This window comes from Burkholderia sp. ABCPW 11 (assembly GCF_001523445.1).
In the GTDB taxonomy this organism is placed as follows: Bacteria; Pseudomonadota; Gammaproteobacteria; order Burkholderiales; family Burkholderiaceae; genus Burkholderia.
In genome coordinates this window covers 49201-72749 of sequence record NZ_LOVM01000033.1, presented here as the reverse complement: position 1 = coordinate 72749, position 23549 = coordinate 49201, and the positions used below count along the sequence as shown (strand labels likewise).

General features: G+C 66.1%; 26 protein-coding genes. 22 read left to right on the top strand and 4 right to left on the bottom strand.

Annotated elements, in window-relative coordinates:
• Nucleotides 1-40: 40 nt before the first annotated feature.
• The 7 genes from WS61_RS15025 (at nucleotide 41) to gltA (ending at nucleotide 5961) form a co-directional block, all read left to right on the top strand.
• Nucleotides 41-865 (top strand): GntR family transcriptional regulator, encoded by an 825-nt coding sequence (locus tag WS61_RS15025; RefSeq protein WP_082741959.1) that lies wholly within the window; start codon nucleotides 41-43, stop codon nucleotides 863-865.
• Between the two features lie 168 nt (nucleotides 866-1033).
• Nucleotides 1034-1450: a succinate dehydrogenase, cytochrome b556 subunit gene (sdhC, locus tag WS61_RS15020; protein ID WP_034205188.1), complete on the top strand. Its 417-nt coding sequence runs from the start codon at nucleotides 1034-1036 to the stop codon at nucleotides 1448-1450.
• Nucleotides 1451-1454: 4 nt separating this feature from the next.
• Nucleotides 1455-1823, top strand: coding sequence for a succinate dehydrogenase, hydrophobic membrane anchor protein (gene sdhD, locus WS61_RS15015; protein ID WP_006487767.1), 369 nt, complete (start codon nucleotides 1455-1457; stop codon nucleotides 1821-1823).
• A 3-nt stretch (nucleotides 1824-1826) separates the two neighbouring features.
• Entirely contained in the window at nucleotides 1827-3602 is a 1776-nt protein-coding gene (gene sdhA / locus WS61_RS15010) for a succinate dehydrogenase flavoprotein subunit (protein ID WP_059501162.1), read from the top strand.
• Between the two features lie 21 nt (nucleotides 3603-3623).
• Entirely contained in the window at nucleotides 3624-4325 is a 702-nt protein-coding gene (locus tag WS61_RS15005) for a succinate dehydrogenase iron-sulfur subunit (protein WP_006479352.1), read from the top strand.
• 7 nt (nucleotides 4326-4332) lie between these two features.
• Nucleotides 4333-4605 (top strand): succinate dehydrogenase assembly factor 2, encoded by a 273-nt coding sequence (locus WS61_RS15000; RefSeq protein ID WP_034205186.1) that lies wholly within the window; start codon nucleotides 4333-4335, stop codon nucleotides 4603-4605.
• Nucleotides 4606-4659: 54 nt separating this feature from the next.
• Nucleotides 4660-5961, top strand: coding sequence for a citrate synthase (gene gltA / locus WS61_RS14995; RefSeq protein ID WP_034205185.1), 1302 nt, complete (start codon nucleotides 4660-4662; stop codon nucleotides 5959-5961).
• 90 nt (nucleotides 5962-6051) lie between these two features.
• Here the strand turns inward: gltA and WS61_RS14990 are convergent, their stop codons facing one another.
• The gene (locus WS61_RS14990; protein ID WP_059501373.1) at nucleotides 6052-7029 is read right to left on the bottom strand and encodes an AraC family transcriptional regulator; all 978 of its coding nucleotides are present in this window, start codon (nucleotides 7027-7029) and stop codon (nucleotides 6052-6054) included.
• A 71-nt stretch (nucleotides 7030-7100) separates the two neighbouring features.
• On the opposite strand from WS61_RS14990, the gene WS61_RS14985 reads away from it, so the two are divergent.
• From WS61_RS14985 to WS61_RS14965, 5 genes are all read left to right on the top strand, one after another.
• On the top strand, nucleotides 7101-7490 hold the full coding sequence (locus WS61_RS14985) for a VOC family protein (RefSeq protein ID WP_059501161.1): 390 nt from the start codon (nucleotides 7101-7103) through the stop codon (nucleotides 7488-7490).
• Between the two features lie 110 nt (nucleotides 7491-7600).
• Nucleotides 7601-8851, top strand: a complete 1251-nt coding sequence (locus WS61_RS14980; protein ID WP_059501160.1) for a DUF1479 domain-containing protein — start codon at nucleotides 7601-7603, stop codon at nucleotides 8849-8851.
• 209 nt (nucleotides 8852-9060) lie between these two features.
• Nucleotides 9061-9819 (top strand): dimethylarginine dimethylaminohydrolase family protein, encoded by a 759-nt coding sequence (locus WS61_RS14975; RefSeq protein ID WP_059501371.1) that lies wholly within the window; start codon nucleotides 9061-9063, stop codon nucleotides 9817-9819.
• 97 nt (nucleotides 9820-9916) lie between these two features.
• Nucleotides 9917-10381, top strand: a complete 465-nt coding sequence (locus WS61_RS14970) for an Lrp/AsnC family transcriptional regulator (RefSeq protein ID WP_059501159.1) — start codon at nucleotides 9917-9919, stop codon at nucleotides 10379-10381.
• A gap of 102 nt (nucleotides 10382-10483) precedes the next feature.
• Entirely contained in the window at nucleotides 10484-12046 is a 1563-nt protein-coding gene (locus tag WS61_RS14965; protein ID WP_059501158.1) for an amino acid permease, read from the top strand.
• 92 nt (nucleotides 12047-12138) lie between these two features.
• Here the strand turns inward: WS61_RS14965 and WS61_RS14960 are convergent, their stop codons facing one another.
• Nucleotides 12139-13053, bottom strand: coding sequence for a LysR family transcriptional regulator (locus WS61_RS14960; RefSeq protein WP_059501157.1), 915 nt, complete (start codon nucleotides 13051-13053; stop codon nucleotides 12139-12141).
• A 204-nt stretch (nucleotides 13054-13257) separates the two neighbouring features.
• Between WS61_RS14960 and WS61_RS14955 the strand changes: the two genes are divergently transcribed.
• Together WS61_RS14955 and WS61_RS14950 are read left to right on the top strand one after the other, a co-directional pair.
• On the top strand, nucleotides 13258-14643 hold the full coding sequence (locus WS61_RS14955; RefSeq protein ID WP_059501156.1) for an MFS transporter: 1386 nt from the start codon (nucleotides 13258-13260) through the stop codon (nucleotides 14641-14643).
• Nucleotides 14644-14818: 175 nt separating this feature from the next.
• Nucleotides 14819-15217 carry a hypothetical protein gene (locus tag WS61_RS14950; protein WP_059501155.1) on the top strand — a complete coding sequence of 133 codons (399 nt, stop codon included), beginning with the start codon at nucleotides 14819-14821 and terminating at the stop codon, nucleotides 15215-15217.
• A gap of 27 nt (nucleotides 15218-15244) precedes the next feature.
• On the opposite strand, the gene WS61_RS14945 is transcribed toward WS61_RS14950, so the two are convergent.
• Nucleotides 15245-15970, bottom strand: a complete 726-nt coding sequence (locus WS61_RS14945) for a glutathione S-transferase (protein WP_059501154.1) — start codon at nucleotides 15968-15970, stop codon at nucleotides 15245-15247.
• A 121-nt stretch (nucleotides 15971-16091) separates the two neighbouring features.
• Nucleotides 16092-16526, bottom strand: coding sequence for a cupin domain-containing protein (locus tag WS61_RS14940; RefSeq protein WP_257127268.1), 435 nt, complete (start codon nucleotides 16524-16526; stop codon nucleotides 16092-16094).
• A gap of 285 nt (nucleotides 16527-16811) precedes the next feature.
• Between WS61_RS14940 and WS61_RS14935 the strand changes: the two genes are divergently transcribed.
• The 8 genes from WS61_RS14935 (at nucleotide 16812) to asd (ending at nucleotide 23508) form a co-directional block, all read left to right on the top strand.
• On the top strand, nucleotides 16812-17633 hold the full coding sequence (locus WS61_RS14935) for a hypothetical protein (RefSeq protein ID WP_059501153.1): 822 nt from the start codon (nucleotides 16812-16814) through the stop codon (nucleotides 17631-17633).
• Nucleotides 17634-17668: 35 nt separating this feature from the next.
• Entirely contained in the window at nucleotides 17669-18427 is a 759-nt protein-coding gene (locus WS61_RS14930) for a hypothetical protein (RefSeq protein WP_059501152.1), read from the top strand.
• Between the two features lie 216 nt (nucleotides 18428-18643).
• Nucleotides 18644-20053 (top strand): 3-isopropylmalate dehydratase large subunit, encoded by a 1410-nt coding sequence (leuC, locus tag WS61_RS14925; RefSeq protein ID WP_059501151.1) that lies wholly within the window; start codon nucleotides 18644-18646, stop codon nucleotides 20051-20053.
• A gap of 3 nt (nucleotides 20054-20056) precedes the next feature.
• Nucleotides 20057-20203 (top strand): entericidin A/B family lipoprotein, encoded by a 147-nt coding sequence (locus tag WS61_RS14920; RefSeq protein WP_034205173.1) that lies wholly within the window; start codon nucleotides 20057-20059, stop codon nucleotides 20201-20203.
• Between the two features lie 65 nt (nucleotides 20204-20268).
• On the top strand, nucleotides 20269-20919 hold the full coding sequence (gene leuD, locus WS61_RS14915) for a 3-isopropylmalate dehydratase small subunit (protein ID WP_059501150.1): 651 nt from the start codon (nucleotides 20269-20271) through the stop codon (nucleotides 20917-20919).
• A gap of 75 nt (nucleotides 20920-20994) precedes the next feature.
• Nucleotides 20995-22062 (top strand): 3-isopropylmalate dehydrogenase, encoded by a 1068-nt coding sequence (leuB, locus tag WS61_RS14910; RefSeq protein ID WP_011548096.1) that lies wholly within the window; start codon nucleotides 20995-20997, stop codon nucleotides 22060-22062.
• Between the two features lie 119 nt (nucleotides 22063-22181).
• Nucleotides 22182-22301, top strand: coding sequence for a hypothetical protein (locus tag WS61_RS14905; RefSeq protein WP_006756675.1), 120 nt, complete (start codon nucleotides 22182-22184; stop codon nucleotides 22299-22301).
• Between the two features lie 85 nt (nucleotides 22302-22386).
• Nucleotides 22387-23508, top strand: coding sequence for an aspartate-semialdehyde dehydrogenase (gene asd / locus WS61_RS14900; protein WP_059501149.1), 1122 nt, complete (start codon nucleotides 22387-22389; stop codon nucleotides 23506-23508).
• Nucleotides 23509-23549: the final 41 nt, after the last annotated feature.

The following is a 23549-nucleotide window of genomic DNA, read 5'->3' as shown; positions in this document are numbered from 1 at the left end:
GCGGAAATTGAGTGGACGAAAAAGTGCGGTTTGTGATGAAATGCGCGCCATGACATCGAACCAGGCGAACACCGCGAATCAGACCGGCGCAGGCGGCCCAGGGCAGCCGGGCGCGGGCGATCCCGCAGCCTCGCCCGCGGCGTCCGCGTCGCCGACGTTCAGCCCGTTATACCAGCAGATCAAGTCACTGATCACGCAAAGTCTCGAATCCGGCGAATGGAAGCCCGGTGAGATCATCCCCAGCGAAGTGGAGCTCGCGGCCCGCTACAAGGTCAGCCAGGGCACCGTGCGCAAGGCGATCGACGAGCTGGCCGCCGAGAACCTCGTGGTCCGGCGGCAGGGTAAGGGCACTTTTGTTGCAACGCACAACGAGGATCGCGCGCAATTCCGCTTCCTGCGTCTGCTGGCCGACGACGGCGCCGAGCACCCGCACGTGAGCCGTCTGCTCGAATGCCGGCGCCTGCGCGCGCCGGCCGAGATCGCGCGGCAGCTCGACCTGAAGCCCGCCGATCCGGTCGTGCAGGTGCGCCGCCTGCTGGAATTCGACGGCGAAGTGACGGTGCTCGACGAGATCTGGCTGCCGGGCGCGATGTTCCGCGGGCTCACGTTCGAGCGGCTGAGCGAGTACAAGGGGCCGCTCTACGCGATGTTCGAGACGGAGTTCGGTACGCGGATGATCCGCGCGACGGAGAAGATCCGCGCGGTGGCGGCGGATCCGGCGGTGGCCGACCTGCTGCACGTGCCGGCGGGCTTCCCGCTGCTGTCGGTCGAGCGCGTGTCCTATACGTACGGGGACCGGCCGGTGGAGGTGCGTCGCGGCTGGTATGTCACAACCGGGTACTACTATCAGAATGACTTGAGCTGACGACGTTCGGCTCAGCCGCGTGCATTCGCGTTTCCCACGCTCGCGAAGCACGTTTCGAGCCGCCTTTGTTCTTGTTCGCGCAATTATCCAGAGCAGACTTTCGCTGCAGCGCGATATAAAAAGGCGCTAAAATCGCGGATTAGTGTGACAACATAGTAGGGGTCTAGCATGACTGACGCAGTAAGAAAGCCGAGGCCGGAATACCGGAACATCGGAATCGGCGACATCACGTTGAAATATCGCATGCCGCTGGCGGCGACATTGTCGATTCTCCATCGTATCAGCGGCGCGCTGCTGTTCCTGTTCCTGCCGTTCCTGCTGTTCCTCTTCGACCAGAGCCTCACCTCCGAGCTCAGCTTCGAAGTCTTCAAGGCTTTCCTCTCCAACATCGTCGTCAAGCTGATCGTCCTCGCGTTGTCGTGGGCCTTCTTCCACCATTTCTGCGCCGGCATTCGCCACCTGCTGATGGACGTCAACCACGACGCCGTCTCGAAGGAAGGCGGCAAGCGGACGGCCGTCGTCGTCTTTGTCGTCTCGATCGCGCTGACGATCGCCATGGCACTCAAACTGTTCGGAGCATTCTAAGAAAATGGCAGCCAATAACCGAATCGGCTCGAAGCGCCTCGTCGTCGGCGCACACTACGGCCTGCGCGACTGGCTCGCGCAGCGCGTCACCGCCACGATCATGGCGGTCTACACGGTCATTCTGCTCGTCCTCTTCTTCGGCGCGCACGATTTCTCGTACGAAGGCTGGGCATCGATCTTCGCCGCGCAATGGATGAAGCTCGCGACCTTCGTGATGCTGCTCTCCCTCTTCTACCACGCATGGGTCGGCGTGCGCGACATCTGGATGGACTACGTGAAGCCCGTCGGTGTGCGCCTGCTGCTGCAATCGCTGACCATCGTCTGGCTGCTCGCATGTGCGGGCTATGCCGCGCAGATTCTCTGGAGAGTGTAAAGAATGGCTGCAATCAAAACTTCCCTCCCGCGCCGCAAGTTCGACGTCGTGATCGTCGGCGCAGGCGGCTCCGGCTTGCGCGCAGCGCTGCAACTGTCGCGCGCGGGCCTGTCGGTCGGCGTGCTGTCGAAGGTGTTCCCGACGCGTTCGCACACGGTCGCCGCGCAAGGCGGCATCGGTGCGTCGCTCGGCAACATGAGCGAAGACAACTGGCACTTCCACTTCTACGACACGATCAAGGGCTCCGACTGGCTCGGCGACCAGGACGCGATCGAATTCATGTGCCGTGAAGCGCCGAACGTCGTGTACGAGCTCGAGCACTTCGGCATGCCGTTCGACCGCAACGCGGACGGCACGATCTACCAGCGCCCGTTCGGCGGCCACACCGCGAACTACGGCGAGAAGCCGGTCCAGCGCGCTTGCGCGGCCGCCGACCGTACCGGTCACGCGCTGCTGCACACGCTGTACCAGCAGAACGTCGAGGCGAAGACGCAGTTCTTCGTCGAATGGATGGCACTCGACCTGATCCGCGACGCGGACGGCGACGTGCTCGGCGTGACGGCGCTCGAAATGGAGACGGGCGACGTCTACATCATGGAAGGCAAGACGACGCTGTTCGCGACGGGCGGCGCAGGCCGGATCTTCGCGGCATCGACGAACGCGTTCATCAACACCGGCGACGGCCTCGGCATGGCCGCGCGCTCGGGCATCGCGCTGCAGGACATGGAGTTCTGGCAGTTCCACCCGACCGGCGTGGCCGGCGCGGGCGTGCTGATCACCGAAGGCGTGCGCGGCGAGGGCGGCATCCTGCGCAACTCGAACGGCGAGCGCTTCATGGAGCGCTACGCGCCGACGCTGAAGGATCTGGCGCCGCGTGACTTCGTGTCGCGTTCGATGGACCAGGAAATCAAGGAAGGCCGCGGCGTCGGTCCGAACAAGGATCACGTGCTGCTCGACCTGTCGCACATCGGCGCCGAGACGATCATGAAGCGTCTGCCGTCGATCCGCGAAATCGCGCTGAAGTTCGCGAACGTCGACTGCATCAAGGAACCGATCCCGGTCGTCCCGACGATCCACTACCAGATGGGCGGCATCCCGACCAACATCCACGGTCAGGTCGTCGGCACGTCGCGCGATCACAAGGAACCGGTCAACGGCTTCTACGCAGTGGGCGAATGCTCGTGCGTGTCCGTGCACGGCGCGAACCGCCTCGGCACGAACTCGCTGCTGGACCTCGTGGTGTTCGGCCGTGCGGCCGGCAACCACATCGTCGAGCACGTGAAGAACCAGAAGGAACACAAGCCGCTGCCGGCCGACGCAGGCGAATTCTCGCTGGCGCGCCTGGCGAAGCTCGACAAGTCGACGTCGGGCGAATACACGCAGGACGTCGCGAACGACATCCGCTCGACGATGCAGAAGCACGCAGGCGTGTTCCGCACGTCGGAACTGCTGAAGGAAGGCGTCGAGCAGATGGCCGGCCTGAAGGCGCGCGTGGAAAACATCCACCTGAAGGACAAGTCGAAGGTGTTCAACACCGCGCGCGTCGAAGCGCTCGAGCTGGAGAACCTGATCGAAGTCGCCCGCGCGACGATGGTGTCGGCGGAAGCGCGCAAGGAAAGCCGCGGCGCGCACGCGCACAGCGACTACGAACACCGCGACGACGAGAACTGGCTGCGCCACACGCTGTGGTACAGCGAAGGCGATCGCCTCGACTACAAGCCGGTACAAATGAAGCCGCTGACGGTCGAATCCGTGCCGCCGAAGCCGCGCACGTTCTAAGCCGAGTCAAAGGAATCCGAAATGGCAAAACGCATTTTTGAAGTCTACCGCTACGATCCGGACAAGGACGCGGCGCCGCGCATGCAGACGTACGAGCTCGAGATCCAGCATGAACGCATGCTGCTCGACGCACTGGTCAAGCTGAAGGCGCTGGACGAGACGCTGTCGTTCCGCCGTTCCTGCCGCGAAGGCGTGTGCGGCTCGGACGCGATGAACATCAACGGCAAGAACGGTCTCGCGTGCCTGACGAACCTGAACGACCTGCCGCAGAAGATCGTGCTGCGCCCGCTGCCGGGCCTGCCCGTCGTGCGCGACCTGATCGTCGACATGACGCACTTCTTCAACCAGTATCACTCGATCAAGCCGTACCTGATCAACGACGCGCCGCCGCCGGAGAAGGAACGCCTGCAGTCGCCCGAAGAGCGCGACGAGCTCGACGGCGTGTACGAGTGCATTCTGTGCGCGAGCTGCTCGACATCGTGCCCGAGCTTCTGGTGGAACCCGGACAAGTTCGTCGGCCCGGCCGGCCTGCTGCAGGCTTACCGCTTCATCGCGGACAGCCGCGACACGGCCACCGGCGAGCGTCTCGACAATCTGGAAGACCCGTACCGTCTGTTCCGTTGCCACACGATCATGAACTGCGTCGACGTCTGCCCGAAGGGCCTGAACCCGACGAAGGCGATCGGCAAGATCAAGGAACTGATGGTTCGCCGCGCGGTTTAAGGTTGAGATGAGCGACGATTCGCATCAATCCGACCCGCACCGCCGTGCGCGCCTTCGCTGGCGCGCACGGCGGGGTCTGCTGGAGAACGACATCGTGTTCGAGCGTTTCTTCGGCAGATACGAGCATGACCTCACCGATGCAGACGTAGGCGCGTTGTCGCGCCTGCTCGATCTGAGCGACAACGACCTGATGGACTTGCTCCTCGCGCGCAAGGAACCAGAAGGCGACCTAGACAGCCCGGATGTTCACCGGCTGTTGGAGATGCTGCGCAACGTGTAATCACGTTCCGCCCGTTATCGAATCCCGTTTCTTTATTTCGATTGAGGATGTGCCATGACTCCGTCTGATGTTAAAGCCACGCTATCGTTCAGCGACAACTCGCCGAGCGTCGAACTGCCGATCTACAAGGGCACGATGGGCCCGGACGTGATCGACATCCGCAAGCTGTACGGCCAGACCGGCAAGTTCACGTACGACCCGGGCTTCATGTCGACGGCTTCGTGCAATTCGGCGATCACGTACATCGACGGCGACAAGGGCGAACTGCTGTACCGCGGCTACCCGATCGACAACCTCGCGCAGAACGCCGACTTCCTCGAAAGCTGCTACCTGCTGCTGAAGGGCGAACTGCCGAACGCCGCGCAGAAGAAGGAATTCGTCGACACCGTCACGAAGCACACGATGGTGCACGAACAGATGCACTTCTTCTTCCGCGGCTTCCGTCGCGACGCGCACCCGATGGCGGTGCTGGTGGCGGCCGTCGGCGCGCTGTCGGCGTTCTATCACGACTCGCTCGACATCAACGATCCGCGTCACCGCGAAGTGTCGGCAATCCGCATGATCGCGAAGCTGCCGACGCTCGTCGCGATGGCGTACAAGTTCAGCATCGGCCAGCCGTTCGTCTATCCGAAGAACGAACTGTCGTACAGCGCGAACTTCATGCACATGATGTTCTCGAACCCGTGCGAAGAGTACAAGGTCAACGACGTGCTGGTCCGCGCGCTCGACCGTATCCTGATTCTGCACGCCGATCACGAGCAGAACGCATCGACGTCGACGGTCCGCCTGGCCGGTTCGTCGGGCGCGAACCCGTTCGCGTGTATCGCGGCCGGTATCGCCTGTCTGTGGGGCCCGGCGCACGGCGGTGCGAACGAAGCCGCGCTGAACATGCTCGAGCAGATCGGTTCGCCGGACAACATCCCCGAATTCATCAAGCAGGTGAAGGACAAGAATTCGGGCGTGAAGCTGATGGGCTTCGGTCACCGCGTGTACAAGAACTACGACCCGCGTGCGAAGCTGATGCGCGAAACGTGCTACGAAGTGCTGAATGAACTGGGCCTGCACGACGACCCGCTGTTCAAGCTCGCGATGCAGCTCGAGAAGATCGCGCTGGAAGACGAATACTTCGTGTCGCGCAAGCTGTACCCGAACGTCGACTTCTACTCGGGCATCGTCCAGCGCGCGCTGGGTATCCCGACGTCGATGTTCACGTGTATCTTCGCGATGGCACGCACGGTCGGCTGGATCGCACAGTGGAACGAAATGATTGCCGATCCGGAACAGAAGATCGGCCGTCCGCGCCAGTTGTTCATCGGCGACACGCCGCGCGAAGCGAAGCCGCTCAACGCACGTTAAACCGTGTGCGACGCGAACGGCCGGCAGGCCGCTCGCGTCGGGCAATCGCAGCGCCACGACACCCCGACGGGTCAGCCCGTCGGGGTGTTTTCATTTGCGCGGCCGACGTTGGCCCGATCCGGCGCGGCGCTCCAGCGACGGCGGCCGTGTGTCGAGTGCGGGCGCATCGTCGTCGGGTGCGTGGCCGTGCTGCTTGAAGAACAGCCGGTACGCGCCGGGCGTCGTGCCGCGCGCGGCGAGGAACTGGCGATTGAAGTTCGCGGCGTTCGGAATGCCGCAGCGCGCGGCCACCGTCGCGATCGGCCAGTCGGTGCCGACGAGATGGCGACAGGCATGCGCGAGCCGCAGCCGTTGCACGTAGCGGCCGACACTTTCGCCGAGGTGCCGGACGAACAGCCGTTGCAGCGTGCGTTCGGACAGGTGCGCGACAGCGGCGAGTGCGTCGATGCGCAGCGGTTCGTGGAAATGCCGGTCGATCGCGTCGAGCACGCGATCGAGGCGTTCGGCTTCAGGCGCGGCCGGATCGGCCGGCGATGGCGCACCGTCGCGCTGGCCGTACGCGTGCGCGGTGGCGAGCGGTTCGCCGCCGGCTTCCGCGAGATCGGCAAGCGTGTCGAGCGTGGCCGCGAGCCTCGCGCGCGGCGACGGATCGAGCAACAGCGGCAGGCGCGCGCGCATCGCGCGGGCCGTCTCCACGTCGAAGCGCAGGCCCGGCGCCGCGCGCCGCAGCAGCGAGCGCAGCGGCGCGTATTCGGCGCAGCAGTCGGCCAGCCGCCGCACCCAGTCGCCGTCGAACCAGACGACGAGCGCGACCTCGGGCGCGTCGCGATCGATGCGCGCGTTCGACGACCACGTATGCGGCAGGTTGGGCGGCACGAGCACGAGATCGTCGTCCGCGTAGCGCGCGACATGATCGCCGATGAAGCGCCGGCCGCGGCTGTTGAGCGTCAGCGTCAGCTCGTATTCGGGGTGGCGATGCCACTCGAACGGAATGCGCGCGAGCTGACGGTGATAGACGCGGATCGAACAGCCGGGTGCGAACGTCACGTGTTCGTATTGCGGTTTCATCGCGGCCTCCGGCAGGGGCGGGCAGCGCATCGTGGCATGATCGTGAGCGATCGTCACCACGGAGCGATGCCATGTTTTCACATGTTTGCGTGGGCGTCGGCGATACGGCGCGCGCCTACGACTTCTACGCGCCGCTGTTCGCTGAACTCGGCCTGCGCCTGAAATTCCGCGAACCGGACGGCTGGTCGGGCTGGATGCCGGCCGACGCCGAGCGGCCGCTGTTCTTCTTCGGCAAGCCGCTCGATGGCCGGCCGCCCGAACCGGGCAATGGCCACACGATCGCGTTCGATGCGCCGACCCGTGCCCACGTCGATCGCTGTCACGCGCTCGCGCTGCGACAGGGCGGTGTCTGCGAAGGGCCGCCGGGCCTGCGGCCGCACTATCACCGCGACTACTACGGCGCCTATTTCCGCGACCCGGACGGCAACAAGCTCTGCGTGGTCTGCCATCGTCGCGAGTGACGCACGATTGTCAGGATTGTATCGATCATTGGCCGGATAGTGGTGATGGCGACCCTGCGCCGACCGTACGCTGACAGCACATCACGACACGCTTCAGCGAGGAGACGACGATGCAACTGACGATTGACGATCTGCCGGCCGCGATCCGCGCGGCCAAACGGGCGCTGCGCGCCGATTTGCCCGGTTATGCGGCCACGTTCCGCGAGCTGGAAGGCGATATCGCACGGCAGGTCGACGCGATCCGCCGCGCGCACGCACATGGCCGCGACGTGATTCCGGCCGTGCCGTTCGCGGATATCGCGGACGGAAAGGTGGATCCGCAGGCGATTGCCGCGATTCGCACGCATGGCGCGGTCGTGATCCGCGGCGTGTTCGATGCCCGGCAGGCGCGCGACTGGAACGACGAAATCGGCGCGTATCTGGACGCGAACCGTTTCGCCGACCGGTTGCACGCGCGCGCGGAAGACCGCTATTTCGGCAACCTCGCGTCGGGCAAGCCGCAGATCTACGGCGTTTATTGGTCGAAGCCGCAGGTCGCCGCGCGCCAGTCGCCGGCACTCACGCAGGCGCGAGTGTTCCTGAATCGCTTGTGGCGGCATGCGGACGGCGCACGTATGCATTTCGATCCCGACCAGGTGCCCGCCTATGCGGACCGGATTCGCCGCCGGCCGCCCGGCTCGACGTCGCTTGGGCTGTCGCCGCATGTCGACGGCGGCTCCGTCGAGCGCTGGCTCGGCGCGAATTTTCGCCAGGTCTATCGTCACGTGCTGGCCGGCCGCTGGCGCGATTACGATCCGTTCGATGCGGCGTTCCGTCCCGACGTCGAGGAGATTCCGTCGCCGGCCGTGTGCTCGATGTTCCGCACGTTCCAGGGCTGGACCGCGCTGACGCCGCAGGGGCCCGGCGACGGCACGCTGCAGCTGATCCCGATCGCGAACGCGATGGCCTATGTCGTGCTGCGTGCGCTGCAGGACGACGTCGCCGACGACGACCTGTGCGGCGCACGTCCCGGCCGCGCGCTGTCGATCCGGCCCGAATGGCATGCGCTGCTGCTCGACGCGCTGGTGCCGATCCCGCACATGGCGCCGGGCGACGCGGTGTTCTGGCACGGCGATGTCGTGCATGCGGTCGAGGATGCGCATCGCGGCAGCGGCGACAGCAACGTGATGTACATCGCCGCCGCGCCCGGCTGCGCGAAAAACGATGCGTACCTGCAACGCCAGCGCTCCGCGTTCCTGCGTGGCGACAGTCCGCCCGATTTCCCGGCCGATCATTTCGAGGTCGAATTCGACGGGCGCGCGGGGGAGGGCGAGTTGACGGCGCTCGGCCGTGCGCAGATGGGATTCGAGCCCGGCGCGTAACGCGCGTGCGGCAGGCGAAACGGCCGTGCCCGACACGGCGAGCGGTCCGTCTGCCGAATCCGCTGCGTGGTGCGCGCAATTCGACGCAATCGGCTGCCGGTGCCGCCGAAATCGACGCGAATTGCACAATTTGGCTTCCGATAATGGTCCGGACACCACGCCGCCCGCCCGTGCGCCGCACGGATGCGGTGCAGACCATGGAGGAGTCGATGCAATTCACGCAAGCGATCGTTCGCCGTCCCGCGCCGTCCTGCGGCGCGGGTCTCACCACCGCCGCGCTCGGCGCGCCCGACTACGACAAGACGCTCATGCAGTTCGATGCATACTGCGACGCGCTGCGCGGGCTCGGCGTCGAGCTGACCGAACTGCCGCCGCTGGATGCGTTTCCCGATTCGCATTTCGTCGAGGACGTCGCCGTCGTCACGCCGGAATTCGCGGTGATCACGCGCCCCGGCGCGCCCGCCCGGCGCGGCGAGACGGTTCATATCGAAGCGGCGCTCGCCGCCCATCGCGACCTGCTGCCGATGCAGTCCGGCCGCCTCGACGGCGGCGACGTGATGCTGGTCGGCAAGCGCTTCTTCATCGGCCTGACGAGCCGCACCGACGCGGAAGGCATCGCCGCGTTCGACGCGCTGGTGTCGCGCCATGGCTACTCGGTCGTCGCGGTGCCGGTCGGCGCCGGCCTGCACCTGAAATCGGTCGTCAACGCGCTCGGCGACGACACACTGCTCGTCACGGAAGCGCTCGCCGCGCATCCGGCGTTCGCCGGCTATCGGCGTATCGCGATTTCCGCGGCGGACGAATATGCCGGCAACACGCTGCGCGTGAACGGCACGCTGATCACGCCGGCCGGTTATCCGCGCGTGCATGACGCGATCGCGTCGCTCGGCATGCCGCTGCACGTGATCGACACGAGCGAGTTCCGCAAGATGGACGGCGGCCTGACCTGCCTGTCGCTGCGGTTCTAGCCGATTGGCGCGCGACCGCTTCGGCCGGATAATGTGGCCCCGCGCGGAACGGCAGACGTTCCGCGCATGAGCCACGACTCGACCGGAGCGAACGCGGATGACCGACAAGAAGATGCAGCTCGACAAGATCGATCTCCGGATCCTCGACATCCTGCGGACCGACGGGCGAATTTCCTACCGCAAGCTGTCGGAACTCGTGAATCTCACGCCGCGCCCCTGCCAGGCGCGCGTGGAGCGGCTCGAGGCGCTCGGCGTGATCGAAGGGTACCGCGCGGTGATCAACGCGCCGCGCGCGACCAAGCCGATCGTCGTGATCGCGCAGATCGTACTGGCTGACCACGGACGTTCGCAGGCGCCGTTCGAGGAGGAAATGCGCACGAATCCGGCCGTGCTCGATTGCTGGCTCGTCAGCGGCACGTTCGATTTTCTCGTGCGGCTCGCGTGCGAGGATCTCGACGAATACCGGCGAATCGCGAACGCGTGGCTGGAAAGCTCGCGATTCCGGATCGAGAAGATCGTGACGACGGCCGAACTGCAGGCGATCAAGCGCAGCGTCGTGTGAGGCGACCGGCCCGGCAGGGCCGTTTTCAACGCGAATGACCGAGTCGATCGATTTGCATTCCAAATCAAATCGGTTGACCGGGTCACCATCAGGATGAACACTATGGATGCCATGCAAGCGGCAGCGGAGACGGCCGAGCCGTCCGGGGCGACGCTGAAACGCCGTCTGCAGGGCCGCCACATCGCGATGATCGCGATCGGCGGCTCGATCGGCACGGGGCTGTTCGTCGCGTCAGGCGCGTCCGTCGCGCAGGCGGGGCCGGGCGGCGCGATCGCCGCGTATCTCGCGATCGGGATCATGGTCTACTTCGTCGTCACGGGGCTTGGCGAGATGGCCGCGCTGATGCCGGTATCGGGCTCGTTCGCGATCTACGGCGAGAAGTACGTCGACGAAGGGTTCGGCGTCGCGCTCGGCTGGACTTACTGGTACAGCTGGGCGGTGACGATCGCGATCGAGCTGGTCGCCGCGCAGATCGTGATGCGCTACTGGTTTCCGGCGGTGCCGGGCGTGTGGTGGGGGGCGGGGTTCCTCGTGCTGATCTTCCTGCTTAATACGCTGTCGGTGCGCGGCTTCGGCGAATCGGAATACTGGTTCTCGCTGATCAAGGTCGTCACCGTGATCGCGTTCATCGCGGCCGGGCTGTCGATCGCGGCCGGCGTGCTCGGTAGCGGGCATACCGGCAGCGGGCATACCGGCGCCGGCCATCCGGTCGGCTGGCGCAACTTCACGACCGGCGACGCGCCGTTCGTCGGCGGCGTGCACGCGATGATGAGCGTCGCGCTGATCGCGGGTTTTTCGTTCCTCGGCACCGAGCTGGTCGGCATCACGGCCGGCGAATCGGAAAACCCGCGCACGACGATTCCGCGCGCGGTGAAGCAGATCTTCTGGCGGATCATGCTGTTCTACGTGCTCGCGATCTTCGTGATCGGCCTGCTCGTACCGTACACCGATCCGAACCTGCTGAAGAGCGACGTGACCGACATCGGCGTGAGCCCGTTTACGCTGGTGTTCAGCCACGCGGGGTTCCCGCTCGCCGCCGGCGCGATGAATCTGGTGATCCTGACGGCCGTGCTGTCGGCCGGCAATTCCGGTACCTACGCGGCGACGCGGATGCTGTACAACCTCGCATCGGAAGGGCGCGCGCCGGCCATGTTCGCGACGCTGTCGCCGGGCGGCGTGCCGCGCAACGCGCTGTACGCGACGATGGCCGTCGGCGGGCTGTGTTTCCTCACGTCGTTGACCAACAACCAGCGCATCTATCTGTGGCTGCTGAATACGGTCGGCATCACCGGCTTCATCGCGTGGCTCGGCATAGCGGTCTGCCATTACCGGTTTCGCAAGGGCTTCCTGAAGCAGGGCTATCGGCTCGATCGACTGCCGTATCGCGCGAAGTGGTTTCCGTTCGGGCCGCTGTTCGCGATCGCGGTCTGCATCGTGATTTCGCTCGGTCAGGATTACCAGGCGTTCTTCGCGGCGCGCATCGACTGGATGGAGGTGGTGTCGATCTATGTGTGGATTCCGCTGTTCGTCGCGATCTGGTGGGCGTATCGCCGCGCGCGCAAGAGCCGGCTCGTGCGCTACGAGGAGATGGACATCGGGCCGTGGCTCACGCGCTCGGTCGAGGCCGTCGACGCGGCGGCCGTGCAGCATGGGCAGCCGCACTGATCGCCCGCTGCGTGGCGCGGCGATGGAGCCGGCCGAATCGGATGGCCGGCTGCCGTTGAAACGTGTCGCGCCGCCCCGCGCGCCCCGCGCGTTCAGCGCGTCTGCTGCAACTGCGCCTTCATGAAATCCACCCACGCGCGCACTTTCTGCGGCACGTGCCGCGCCGCGACGTACAACGCGTAGACGTTTTGCCGCGGAAAGCGGTATGCGGGCAGCGCGTCGACCAGCGCACCGCTTGCGAGATCGTCGCGCACGAGCCATTCGGGCAGCAGCGCGACGCCGCTGCCCTGGCGCGCCAGTTCGCACAGCACCGACGCGTTGTCGACGACGATGCGCGGTTTCGCGTGCGGCCGGAACGCATGTTCGTTGCCCGCGCGATCGGTGAGCGTCCATTCCGCGATTCGTTCGAGCCGGCTGTGGCCGAGCTGCGGCAGGCGCGCCAAAGCGTCCGGCGACGCCGGTTGCGGAACGCCGGCGCGTGCCGGCAGGTCGGGCGCCATCACGGGCAGCACGTCGTACGTGCCGAGGCAGACGCCGCGATACGGCAGCTCGCGAAAGTGCTTGTGGCGGCCGAGCCGGATCGCGACGTCGAAGCGGTCGCGCACGAGGTCCGCCTGTGACGTATGCGTTTCGAGCCGGACGCGCAACGCCGGATGCCGCGCGGTAAATGCATGCAGCACCGGTGCGAGGATGCGTGCCGCATATTCGACCGTCGACGTCACGCGCAGGATGCCCTCCATCCCGCCATGTTCGCCGCGCACCTCGTCGATCGCGCCTTCGGCTTCGTCGAGCACGCGCAGGCAGCGCCGGTAGAACCGCTCGCCGGCATCGGTCAGCTCGACGCGCCGCGTGGTGCGCGTGAGCAGCGTCACGCCCAGCTCGGCTTCGAGCTGCTTGATGTTGAAGCTGACGGCCGCGCGTGCCTGGTTCAGCGTGATCGCGGCGGCCGTGAACGAGCCCGCCTCGACCACGGCGCGGAAGACGACGAAACGATCGAGGCTCACCATGGTCGGGGCACGGTCCTGTCGGTGCATGGAATCGCCCGAAGGGTACCCGAATGTGCGGTCGCGTGCGATGCGTCGAGCATTGCAGCGTGGCCGCACATGATCCGATTGTCAAAATTTTTCGACCGGACCGGTCGAATCCGGCCGCTTACCGGCCCGGTCGCCGGCCTCTACACTGCGGCGTTTCGTGATGCCCCGGCCGCCGCCATGCCAGACCGCTCCAGAATCGCCGCCGTCTATCTGCTCGGATTCGCGATCGATCTCGCGAACATGTTCATGCTGAACGCCGCATATCCGGCGCTGCAGCGCGAGCTGCACGCATCGGTCGCGCAGCTTGCGTGGGTCGGCAACATGTACGTGCTCGGGCTGACCGTCGTGATTCCGTTCGGCACGTGGTTGGCGCGTCGCGGCGGCGAGCGGCGCGTGTTCGGCGCATCGTTGCTGCTGTTCGGGGTCGGCTGCGCGGGCGTCGGTGCGGCGCCGTCGATCGACGCGCTGCTCGTGTGGCGGCTGGTCCAGGGGCTGGGCGGCGGGCTGCTGATTCCGGTCGGCCAGACGATCGCCTATCGCGCGTATCCGCCGCACGCACACGCGCGCCTCACGTCGATCGTGATGATGGTCGCATTGCTCGTGCCGGCATTGTCGCCCGCGATCGGCGGCGCGATCGTCGATCGCGGATCGTGGCGTGCGATCTTCTTCGCCATGGTGCCGATTGCGGCTGCGACCGGGGCGCTCGCGCTGGCATGGCTGCCGCGCGACGGCGCACGCGAGCGGCCTCCGCGGCTCGACTGGCGCGGGCTCGGCCTGAGCGCGGCGGCGCTGGTCGCGCTGCTGCTGGGGCTTACCGCGGCGGGGCAGCCCGGCGGAACGGCATTTCCGTGCGCGATGCTGGCGGCCGCGGCGGCAGCCGGCATCGGTTATGTGCGACACGCGCGCCGTGCGACCTCCCCGCTGCTCGACCTGCGTCTGCTCGCGCAACCGTGGTTGCGGGCCGGCGTGGTGGTTTATCTCTGCGTGCCGGGCGTCTTTACCGGCGTCAATCTCGTCGCGTCGCTGTATCTGCAGAACGCCCTCGCATTGAGCGCCGCGCATGTCGGCGCGCTGATGCTGCCGTGGGCGATCGCGGCTTTCTTCGCGATCGCGACGACACGCCGCTGTTTTCCGCGCCATGGCGCGAAGCCATTGTTCGCGTGCGGAATCGCGATCGATTGTGTCGGCATCGCGTTGCTCGCGACGCCGTGGGCGCGCGTCGAAGCCATGCGCGTCGCGGCGTTCGTCGCGATGGGATTCGGCGCCAGCCTGTGCACGAGCGCGTCGCAAAGCGCGGCATTCGCCGATGTGTCGCCCGATCGGATGGGCGATGCGAGCGCGCTCTGGAACATCAACCGCCAATTGAGCTTTTGTGTCGGCGTGGCCGTGCTCGGCAGTGCGCTGAATGCGTTGCTGGCGCTCGATGCAGGCCCGCCGTCGCCGGCCCCGTACCGCTGGTGCTTCGGGCTGGCGGTGCTGCTGACGTTGCTGCCGCTCGGCTGCGTCGTGCGGCTTCCCGCGCATCGCACGCCGGCCGTGCAAGCTGTTTCATCCCGCCCCTGAGAACCCGAGAACCCGAGAACCCGAGAACCCGAGAACCCGAGAACCCGAGAACCCGAGAACCCGAGAACCCAAGAACCCAAGAACCCAAGAACCCAAGAACCCAAGAACCCAAGAACCCAAGAACCCAAGAACCCAAGAACCTGAGAACCTGAGAACCTGAGAACCTGAGAACCCCATGAATCTGCCGAATCCGTTTTTCAATGAAGTCGTCGACACGCACGTCGATATCGAACGCTGGCTGTCGGGCCGCTCGGAGCCCGGGCGGCTCGCGATGCTGATGGCGCGCTTTTCGCCGGGATTTTCGATGATCACGACGTCCGGCACGGTGCTCGATTACGCGGGCGTCGATGCGCTGTTTTCACGCGGGCACGGTGCGCGGCCCGGGCTCGTGATCGGCATCGACGAATTGCGCGCCCTTGCGGTGTGGTCCGACGGCGCGGTGATCGGCTATCGCGAGACGCAGACCGACATGGAAGGGCGGCGCACGGTGCGCCGCTCGACGGCGTTGTTCCGGCGCGAAGCGGACGGCGTGATCGTATGGCGCCACCTGCACGAGACGCCGGTCGCCGCGTAGACGGCGCGCTGCGCGCCCGCGGGGCCGTTACTTGTCGAGCTCGGGATAGTGCCGGAAGATCCCCATGTCGTTGAACGGAATGCGGCGCTCCGATTCCAGGTAGCGCGCGACGGGCGGGTGCTGCGCGACGCGATCGTGCAGCGCGACGAGCGCCGCGATCTTGCGCTCCGCGCGCTTCATCGCTTTCGGAAACGCATAGCGCAGGCCCTCGATCAACTGGAACATCGTCAGATCCGCATAGCTGAGCGCGTTACCCGCGATATAGCCGTTCTTGTGCGGATTCTGTTCGAGCACGCGATCGAAGTAGCCGAGGAATTTCGGCAGCCGGTTCTCGAGGAAATCGGCCGCGCGCTCGGCCGCTTCCGCTTTCTGGTCCTCGTAGTACAGGCCGCTGCCGATCGGATGGTGCGTGTCGTGGATCTCGGTGATGAAATCGGCGGCGGTCAGCTGGATCTGGTGGACCCACAGCCGGCCGGCTTCGTCGTCGGGCGCGAGCCCGAGCCGCGTGCCGAGAAACAGCAGGATGTTCGCGGTCTGCCCGACGACCACGTCGCCCGCCTTCAGGAACGGCGGCGCGAACGGCACGCATTCCGCTTTCGTGCTGTCCATCATGCGCATCATCGCCGACACGCCCATGCCGCGCCCCGATTCGCGCGCGACGTCGACATAGTCGGCTTCGGCCGCCTCGAGCGCGAGCCGCACGTATTCGCCGCGTCCCTGGATCTCGGGCCAGTAATAGAGTTCGTATCGCATGCTGTTCTCCTGTTCGTTGCACCGGATGCTGCCGGCTGCTTGACGGTGGGGCGGCCATGCGGCGCCCGCTGCGAATAGACAGTCTAGGAGATCGCCGGAAAAGTGCCGTGCGCGTCGTGCGTCACGCGCCGCGTTCGCCGCCTTCGGGGCCGTAGAAGAACACCCATGTCGAGAAATCGTCGGAGAAGCCGGTGAAGCGATGCTCGGCGTGCGCGGGCACGAACAGCGCGTCGCCGATCACGACGTCGCATGCGCGTCCGTCGACGACGAAGCACGACGTGCCGGCGGCGATCACGTCGACCTCGCCGCGCGGATGCGGCTTCTGCTCGTCCTCGATGCGCGGCCGGTATCGCTCGACGTCGCGCGTGCCGTGCCGAAACGGCGTCGTGCACCGCGTGCCTTCTTCATCGAGCCGAGCAAGCGATTCGTTCAGCCCGAACGCCATCGTCGTGTGCTCCGGATCGGATCGTGGGAACGTGCGTTGCGTCGTCGTATCGCGAAATCCGGAGAGGGCCGTGCCGTGCGCGACGATGCCCGCGCATCGCGTGCTTGCCACCGGTGAAACGGCGGCTGCGTTCGCTCGCCACGGATGAAACGCACGCGTCCGTCGATGAAACGGCATGACGATCGTCAGCCTTCGATCGACAGGTTCACCGCCATTTAATAAACGCCCACTACGATCCAGCATCGTCGATCGACGGGGTGCCGCGATCCGCTCCGCGCGTCGATCCTGTCGCCCGTTTTCCAGCCGGGCGACGTGCCCGATGGTCATTTCCCTGAACCCGCGATTTGCAACGCCGCGACTTGCTGCCGGCGTCGTTCGCATCGTTTCCTGTCTCTTATGAATCTGAATGCGTCGGTTTCTTCACGAAGAAAATTTCTTGCTGCCGCACCCGCCGTTGCGGCAGCTCCGTTGCTGAGCGCATGCGGCGGCGACGACGTCACGTCGGCACCCGTGACCGATAGCGCGCTCGCCGCGCAGATGTCCGCGAAACTGAACGCCCAGCTCGGCGATGCGGCGACGGTCGATGCGATCGTGCCGGCGATCACCGATGTCGGCTTCACGTGGGCGCTGCCGACGGTGCCGGCCGCACGGATCGGCGTGATCGTCGCGTACAGCTTCGGCAATCGTCCTAACGCGGCGAGCGGCAATACATCGAGCACCGGCGGCAACCAGTCGGCGCTGCCCGATCCGGGGCCGGTGAACGAAGCGCTCGCGGACGCCGTGTACCGCATCCGCCAGTTGAAACCCGTCAAGGTCTACGCGCAGTGGGAAATCGCGCGCTTTCTCGTATCGAAATACGGGCTGGGCGCCGACGTGCTGTCGTCGATCGAGCCGGTGATCGCGAGCGACGGTTCGATCGTGTACCTGAGCACCTCGGGTGTCGCGGCCGTGGCCGTATCGCGCGCGGGCGGTGCGGCGGCGATGGGCACGGTCGCGGTGGTCGGCCATCGCGATCATGCGAAGCGCTGCATCCAGACCTCGCAGCAGGCGGGCATGCAGGCGGCGGCGGTTGCCGAGGTGCCGCTGCCGACGACGTACGACCCGCAGTCGGGCCAGCCGTGGACGCGCAACCGCAGCCTCTATCTCGTACACGACATGTATGCGCAGATGCTGACGCACGCGATGACCGCGACGATGCAGGCTTTCCCGAAGGGCTGATGCTCCCCGTTGTTTTTCATTCGAATCCCGTGACCATGACGAACCGCCGCCATTTCCTGGCCTCTACCTCATTGCTCGCCGCATCGTGTGCCGCCGCCGCACCCGCTTTCGCGAGCGACGCCCCCGTTTCCGATGCGGAACTGCAGCGCCAGATGCTCGGCAAGCTGACCGACGAACTGAACGATCGCGCGACCGCCGCCGACGAAACCGGTTACCTGCTCGACACGTTTTTCTCGTGGACGCCGCCGACCGTCGACGCCACCGCGATCGACACGATCGTCGCGTTCGCCTTCGGGAATCGCGCCGGGGCATCGGCCGCCGCGCCGGTGCCGGGGCCCGTGAACGAGGCGATCGCCGATGCCGTGTTCCAGCTTCGGCAGAAAGTCGCGGCGCCGATCTTCGCGCAGCAGGAAGTCGCGAGCGTGCTCGCGTCGAAGTACGGACTGACGGCCGGCGTGACGTCGATCGCGACGCCCGCCGCGGTCGCGGGCAGCCCGATACCGACGCCCGATGGCGTGGCCGCCGCGATCGTCAGGCGGGCGGGGTCGGCCGCGGCGCTCGGCAAGGTCGGCGTGGTCACCCATCGCGATCAGGCGTCGATTGCCGTGCGCGTATCGAACGCGGCGGGGATGCAGGCGGCGGTGCCGGCGGGACTGTCGCTGCCGGGCGTCTACGACGCATCGGCGCAGCAGGCGGCGATGCGGCGGCGCGATCTTTACCTGATGAGCAATGCCGGCATGCAGCTCGCGATGCTGCGGCTCGATCTGATCAATCGCGAATATCCGAACGGCTAGGCGAGGGCACGGATACGGGCGCCGCACGCGCGCTCGCCGCGCGCCGGCTCGTGCGTGCCCCGTTTTGGCTGGTAATGCCGATACAGGTATTGGCACTACCAGCCAAACCACTGTTTTTAATGGGTTTTTTCGCGTCCGGCCTGCGCCGTGGCGCGTTGCGCGTGGCATAATCGACCGCATCCGCAAGGCTTGTAGTCACAACGACCCCGCATACCCATGGCACAGACTCTCTACGACAAACTGTGGAACACCCACGTGGTCCACACCGAGGAAGACGGCACGACCCTGCTCTACATCGACCGTCAACTGCTGCATGAAGTCACGAGCCCGCAGGCATTCGAAGGGCTGAAGATCGCGCAGCGCCCGGTGTGGCGCATCAGCGCGAACCTGGCCGTGTCGGACCACAACGTGCCGACGACGGACCGCAGCCACGGCATCGCCGATCCCGTCTCGAAGCTGCAGGTCGACACGCTCGACGCGAACTGCGACGCCTTCGGCATCACGCAGTTCAAGATGAACGACGTGCGCCAGGGCATCGTCCACATCATCGGGCCGGAGCAGGGCGCGACGCTGCCGGGCATGACGATCGTGTGCGGCGATTCGCATACGTCGACGCACGGCGCGTTCGGCGCGCTCGCGCACGGCATCGGCACGTCGGAAGTCGAGCACGTGCTCGCGACGCAAACGCTCCTGCAGAAGAAGAGCAAGAACATGCTCGTGAAGGTCGAGGGTGCGCTGCCGCGCGGCTGTACCGCGAAGGACATCGTGCTCGCGATCATCGGCAAGATCGGCACCGCGGGCGGCACGGGCTATGCGATCGAATTCGGCGGCTCGACCATTCGCGCGCTGACGATGGAAGGCCGCATGACCGTCTGCAACATGGCGATCGAGGCCGGCGCGCGCGCGGGCATGGTCGCCGTCGACGATACGACGATCGATTACCTGAAGGGCCGTCCGTTCGTGCCGACCGGCGCGGAATGGGATCAGGCCGTCGAATACTGGCGCCAGTTCAAGTCGGACGAAGGCGCGCAGTTCGACCGCGTGGTCGAGCTGAATGCGGCCGAGATCGTCCCGCAGGTCACGTGGGGCACGTCGCCGGAAATGGTCACGTCGATCGACGGTCGCGTGCCCGATCCCGAGCGCGAAAAGGATCCGGTCAAGCGCGACGCGATGGAGCGTGCGCTGGCCTACATGGCGCTCGAGCCGAACACGCCGATCGAATCGATCAAGGTCGACAAGATCTTCATCGGCTCGTGCACGAACGCACGGATCGAGGACATCCGCGCGGCCGCGTACGTCGTGAAGAAGCTGAACCGCCGCGTCGCCCCGAACGTGCGGCTCGCGATGGTCGTGCCGGGCTCGGGCCTCGTGAAGGCGCAGGCAGAGCGCGAAGGGCTCGACAAGGTGTTCACCGATGCGGGCTTCGAATGGCGCGAGCCGGGCTGCTCGATGTGCCTCGCGATGAACGCCGACCGGCTCGATCCGGGCGAGCGCTGCGCGTCGACGTCGAACCGCAACTTCGAAGGCCGGCAGGGCGCGGGCGGTCGCACGCACCTCGTGAGCCCCGCGATGGCGGCGGCCGCGGCGATCGAAGGTCACTTCGTCGACATTCGCCAGCTGGGGTAACGCGTGACGGCATCGAAGCTCATCGCGCGGCTGGTCGCCGCGCTGGCGCTCGCGGGGCTGGGCGTCGGCCTGGCCGGCTGCAATACCGTCCGAGGCTTCGGCGAGGACGTCCATGCCGCCGGCAACGCGCTGCAGCGCGCCGCGGACTGACGCCACCCGAGAATTTGTCGATGGGTGCCGGCCGCGTGCCGGCCCTTCAACCGGATAGACGGATCATGGAAAAATTCACTGTACATACCGGCGTCGTGGCGCCGCTCGATCGCGAGAACGTCGACACCGACGCGATCATCCCGAAGCAGTTCCTGAAGTCGATCAAGCGCACGGGCTTCGGTCCGAACGCGTTCGACGAATGGCGCTATCTCGATCACGGCGAGCCGGGCCAGGACAACTCGAAGCGTCCGCTGAACCCGGATTTCGTGCTGAACCAGCCGCGCTATCAGGGCGCATCGGTGCTGCTCGCCCGCAAGAACTTCGGCTGCGGCAGCTCGCGCGAGCACGCGCCGTGGGCGCTGCAGCAGTACGGCTTCCGCGCGATCATCGCGCCGAGCTTCGCGGACATCTTCTTCAACAACTGCTACAAGAACGGTCTGCTGCCGATCGTGCTGACCGAGCAGCAGGTCGATCACCTGTTCAACGAGACGGTCGCGTTCAACGGCTATCAACTGACGATCGACCTCGACGCGCAGGTCGTGCGCGCGGCCGACGGCCGCGAGTATCCGTTCGAGATCGCCGCGTTCCGCAAGTACTGCCTGCTGAACGGCTTCGACGACATCGGCCTCACGCTGCGCTACGCGGACAAGATCCGCCAGTTCGAAGCGGAGCGGCTCGTGAAGCAGCCGTGGCTCGACACCAAGCTGGTCGGCTGATCGTGCGTTGCGGGCGCGCCGCGCGTGCGCCCGCCTGCCTGCTTCCCCAATACCCTATCCAGTCAGGAATTTCGCATGAAGATTGCAGTGCTGCCGGGCGACGGCATCGGTCCGGAAATCGTCAATGAAGCGGTGAAGGTGCTGAACGCACTCGACGAGAAGTTCGAACTCGAACAGGCGCCGGTCGGCGGCGCGGGCTACGAGGCGAGCGGCCATCCGCTGCCCGACGCGACGCTGGCGCTCGCGAAGCAGGCCGATGCGATCCTGTTCGGCGCGGTCGGCGACTGGAAGTACGACTCGCTGGAGCGCGCGCTGCGCCCCGAGCAGGCGATCCTCGGGCTGCGCAAGCACCTTGAGCTGTTCGCGAACTTCCGTCCGGCGATCTGCTATCCGCAGCTCGTCGATGCGTCGCCGCTGAAGCCCGAGCTCGTCGCGGGCCTCGACATCCTGATCGTGCGCGAACTGAACGGCGACATCTACTTCGGCCAGCCGCGCGGCGTGCGTGCGGCGCCGGACGGCCCGTTCGCCGGCGAGCGCGAGGGCTTCGACACGATGCGCTATTCGGAGCCGGAAGTGCGCCGCATCGCGCACGTCGCGTTCCAGGCCGCGCAAAAACGCGCGAAGAAGCTGCTGTCGGTCGACAAGTCGAACGTGCTGGAGACGTCGCAGTTCTGGCGCGACATCATGATCGACGTGTCGAAGGAGTACGCGGACGTCGAGCTGTCGCACATGTACGTCGACAACGCGGCGATGCAGCTCGCGAAGGCGCCGAAGCAGTTCGACGTGATCGTCACCGGCAACATGTTCGGCGACATCCTGTCGGATGAGGCGTCGATGCTGACGGGCTCGATCGGCATGCTGCCGTCGGCTTCGCTCGACAAGCACAACAAGGGTCTGTACGAGCCGTCGCACGGTTCGGCGCCGGACATCGCGGGCAAGGGCATCGCGAACCCGCTCGCGACGATCCTGTCGGCCGCGATGCTGCTGCGCTACTCGCTGAATCGCGCGGAGCAGGCCGATCGCATCGAACGCGCGGTGAAAACGGTGCTCGAACAGGGCTACCGTACGGGCGACATCGCGACGCCGGGCTGCAAGCAGGTCGGCACGGCTGCGATGGGCGACGCGGTGGTCGCCGCGCTGTAAGCGGACGGAAATGAAGTCCGGCAATTAAGATGAAAAGGGCGCGAACGGGCCGTAAAAATCGGCCGGTTCGCGCGCGGTTGGCCGTTGTGCGGGCCACCGGCTTTGTGTAGACTCGAACGATGGCGCTGATTTCCCTGATCTCCCCGGTCCTGAAACTCCACGGCAACACTGCCCGTGCGGGTGCGCGCGCCATCGTCATCACGAAAACCATTACCACGAAAACGATCATTAAACGCTGATCGCCGTCGTGCCCGCCTGTTTCCCCGCGCGGTCACGCGGGGACGGAAATGGCGGGGAAGCTCCATTCAAAGCAAAGGGTTAGTCATGAACGTAGGTCTCGTAGGTTGGCGCGGCATGGTCGGCAGCGTCCTGATGCAGCGCATGCAGGAAGAGGGCGATTTCGACCTGATCGAACCGGTGTTCTTCAGCACCAGCAACACGGGCGGCAAGGCGCCGTCGTTCGCGAAAAACGAGACCACGCTCAAGGACGCGACCAACGTCGACGAGCTGAAGAAGTGCGACGTGATCATCACGTGCCAGGGCGGCGACTACACGAACGACGTGTTTCCGAAGCTGCGCGCGGCCGGCTGGAACGGCTACTGGATCGACGCGGCATCGTCGCTGCGGATGAAGGACGACGCGGTCATCATTCTCGATCCGGTCAACCTCGACGTGATCAAGGACGCGCTGGTCAAGGGCACGAAGAACTTCATCGGCGGCAACTGCACGGTCAGCCTGATGCTGATGGCGCTCGGCGGCCTGTTCCGCGAGAACCTCGTCGACTGGATGACGGCGATGACGTACCAGGCCGCGTCGGGCGCGGGCGCGCAGAACATGCGCGAGCTGCTGTCGCAGATGGGCACGCTGAACGGCGCGGTGCAGGAGCAGCTCGCCGATCCGGCTTCCGCGATTCTCGACATCGACCGCCGCGTGCTGGCCGCGATGAACAGCGATGCGATGCCGACGAGCCACTTCGGCGTGCCGCTCGCCGGTTCGCTGATTCCGTGGATCGACAAGGATCTCGGCAACGGGATGTCGAAGGAAGAGTGGAAGGGCGGCGCGGAAACCAACAAGATCCTCGGCAAGCCGGCGATGGGCGAGCCGGGTTCGATCCCGGTCGACGGCCTGTGCGTGCGGATTGGCGCGATGCGCTGCCACTCGCAGGCGCTGACGATCAAGCTCAAGAAGGACGTGCCGCTCGACGAGATCAACGGCATCCTCGCGTCGTCGAACGACTGGGTGAAGGTCGTGCCGAACGAGCGTGAAGCGTCGATGCGCGACCTGTCGCCGGCGAAGATCACCGGCACGCTGTCGGTGCCGGTCGGCCGCCTGCGCAAGCTCGCGATGGGCGGCGAATACCTGTCGGCGTTCACGGTCGGCGATCAACTGCTGTGGGGTGCGGCCGAGCCGCTGCGCCGCATGCTGCGCATCCTGCTCGACAAGTAAGCCCGCACGCTGTCCGGCCCGCGGGCCGGGCTGCACGACAC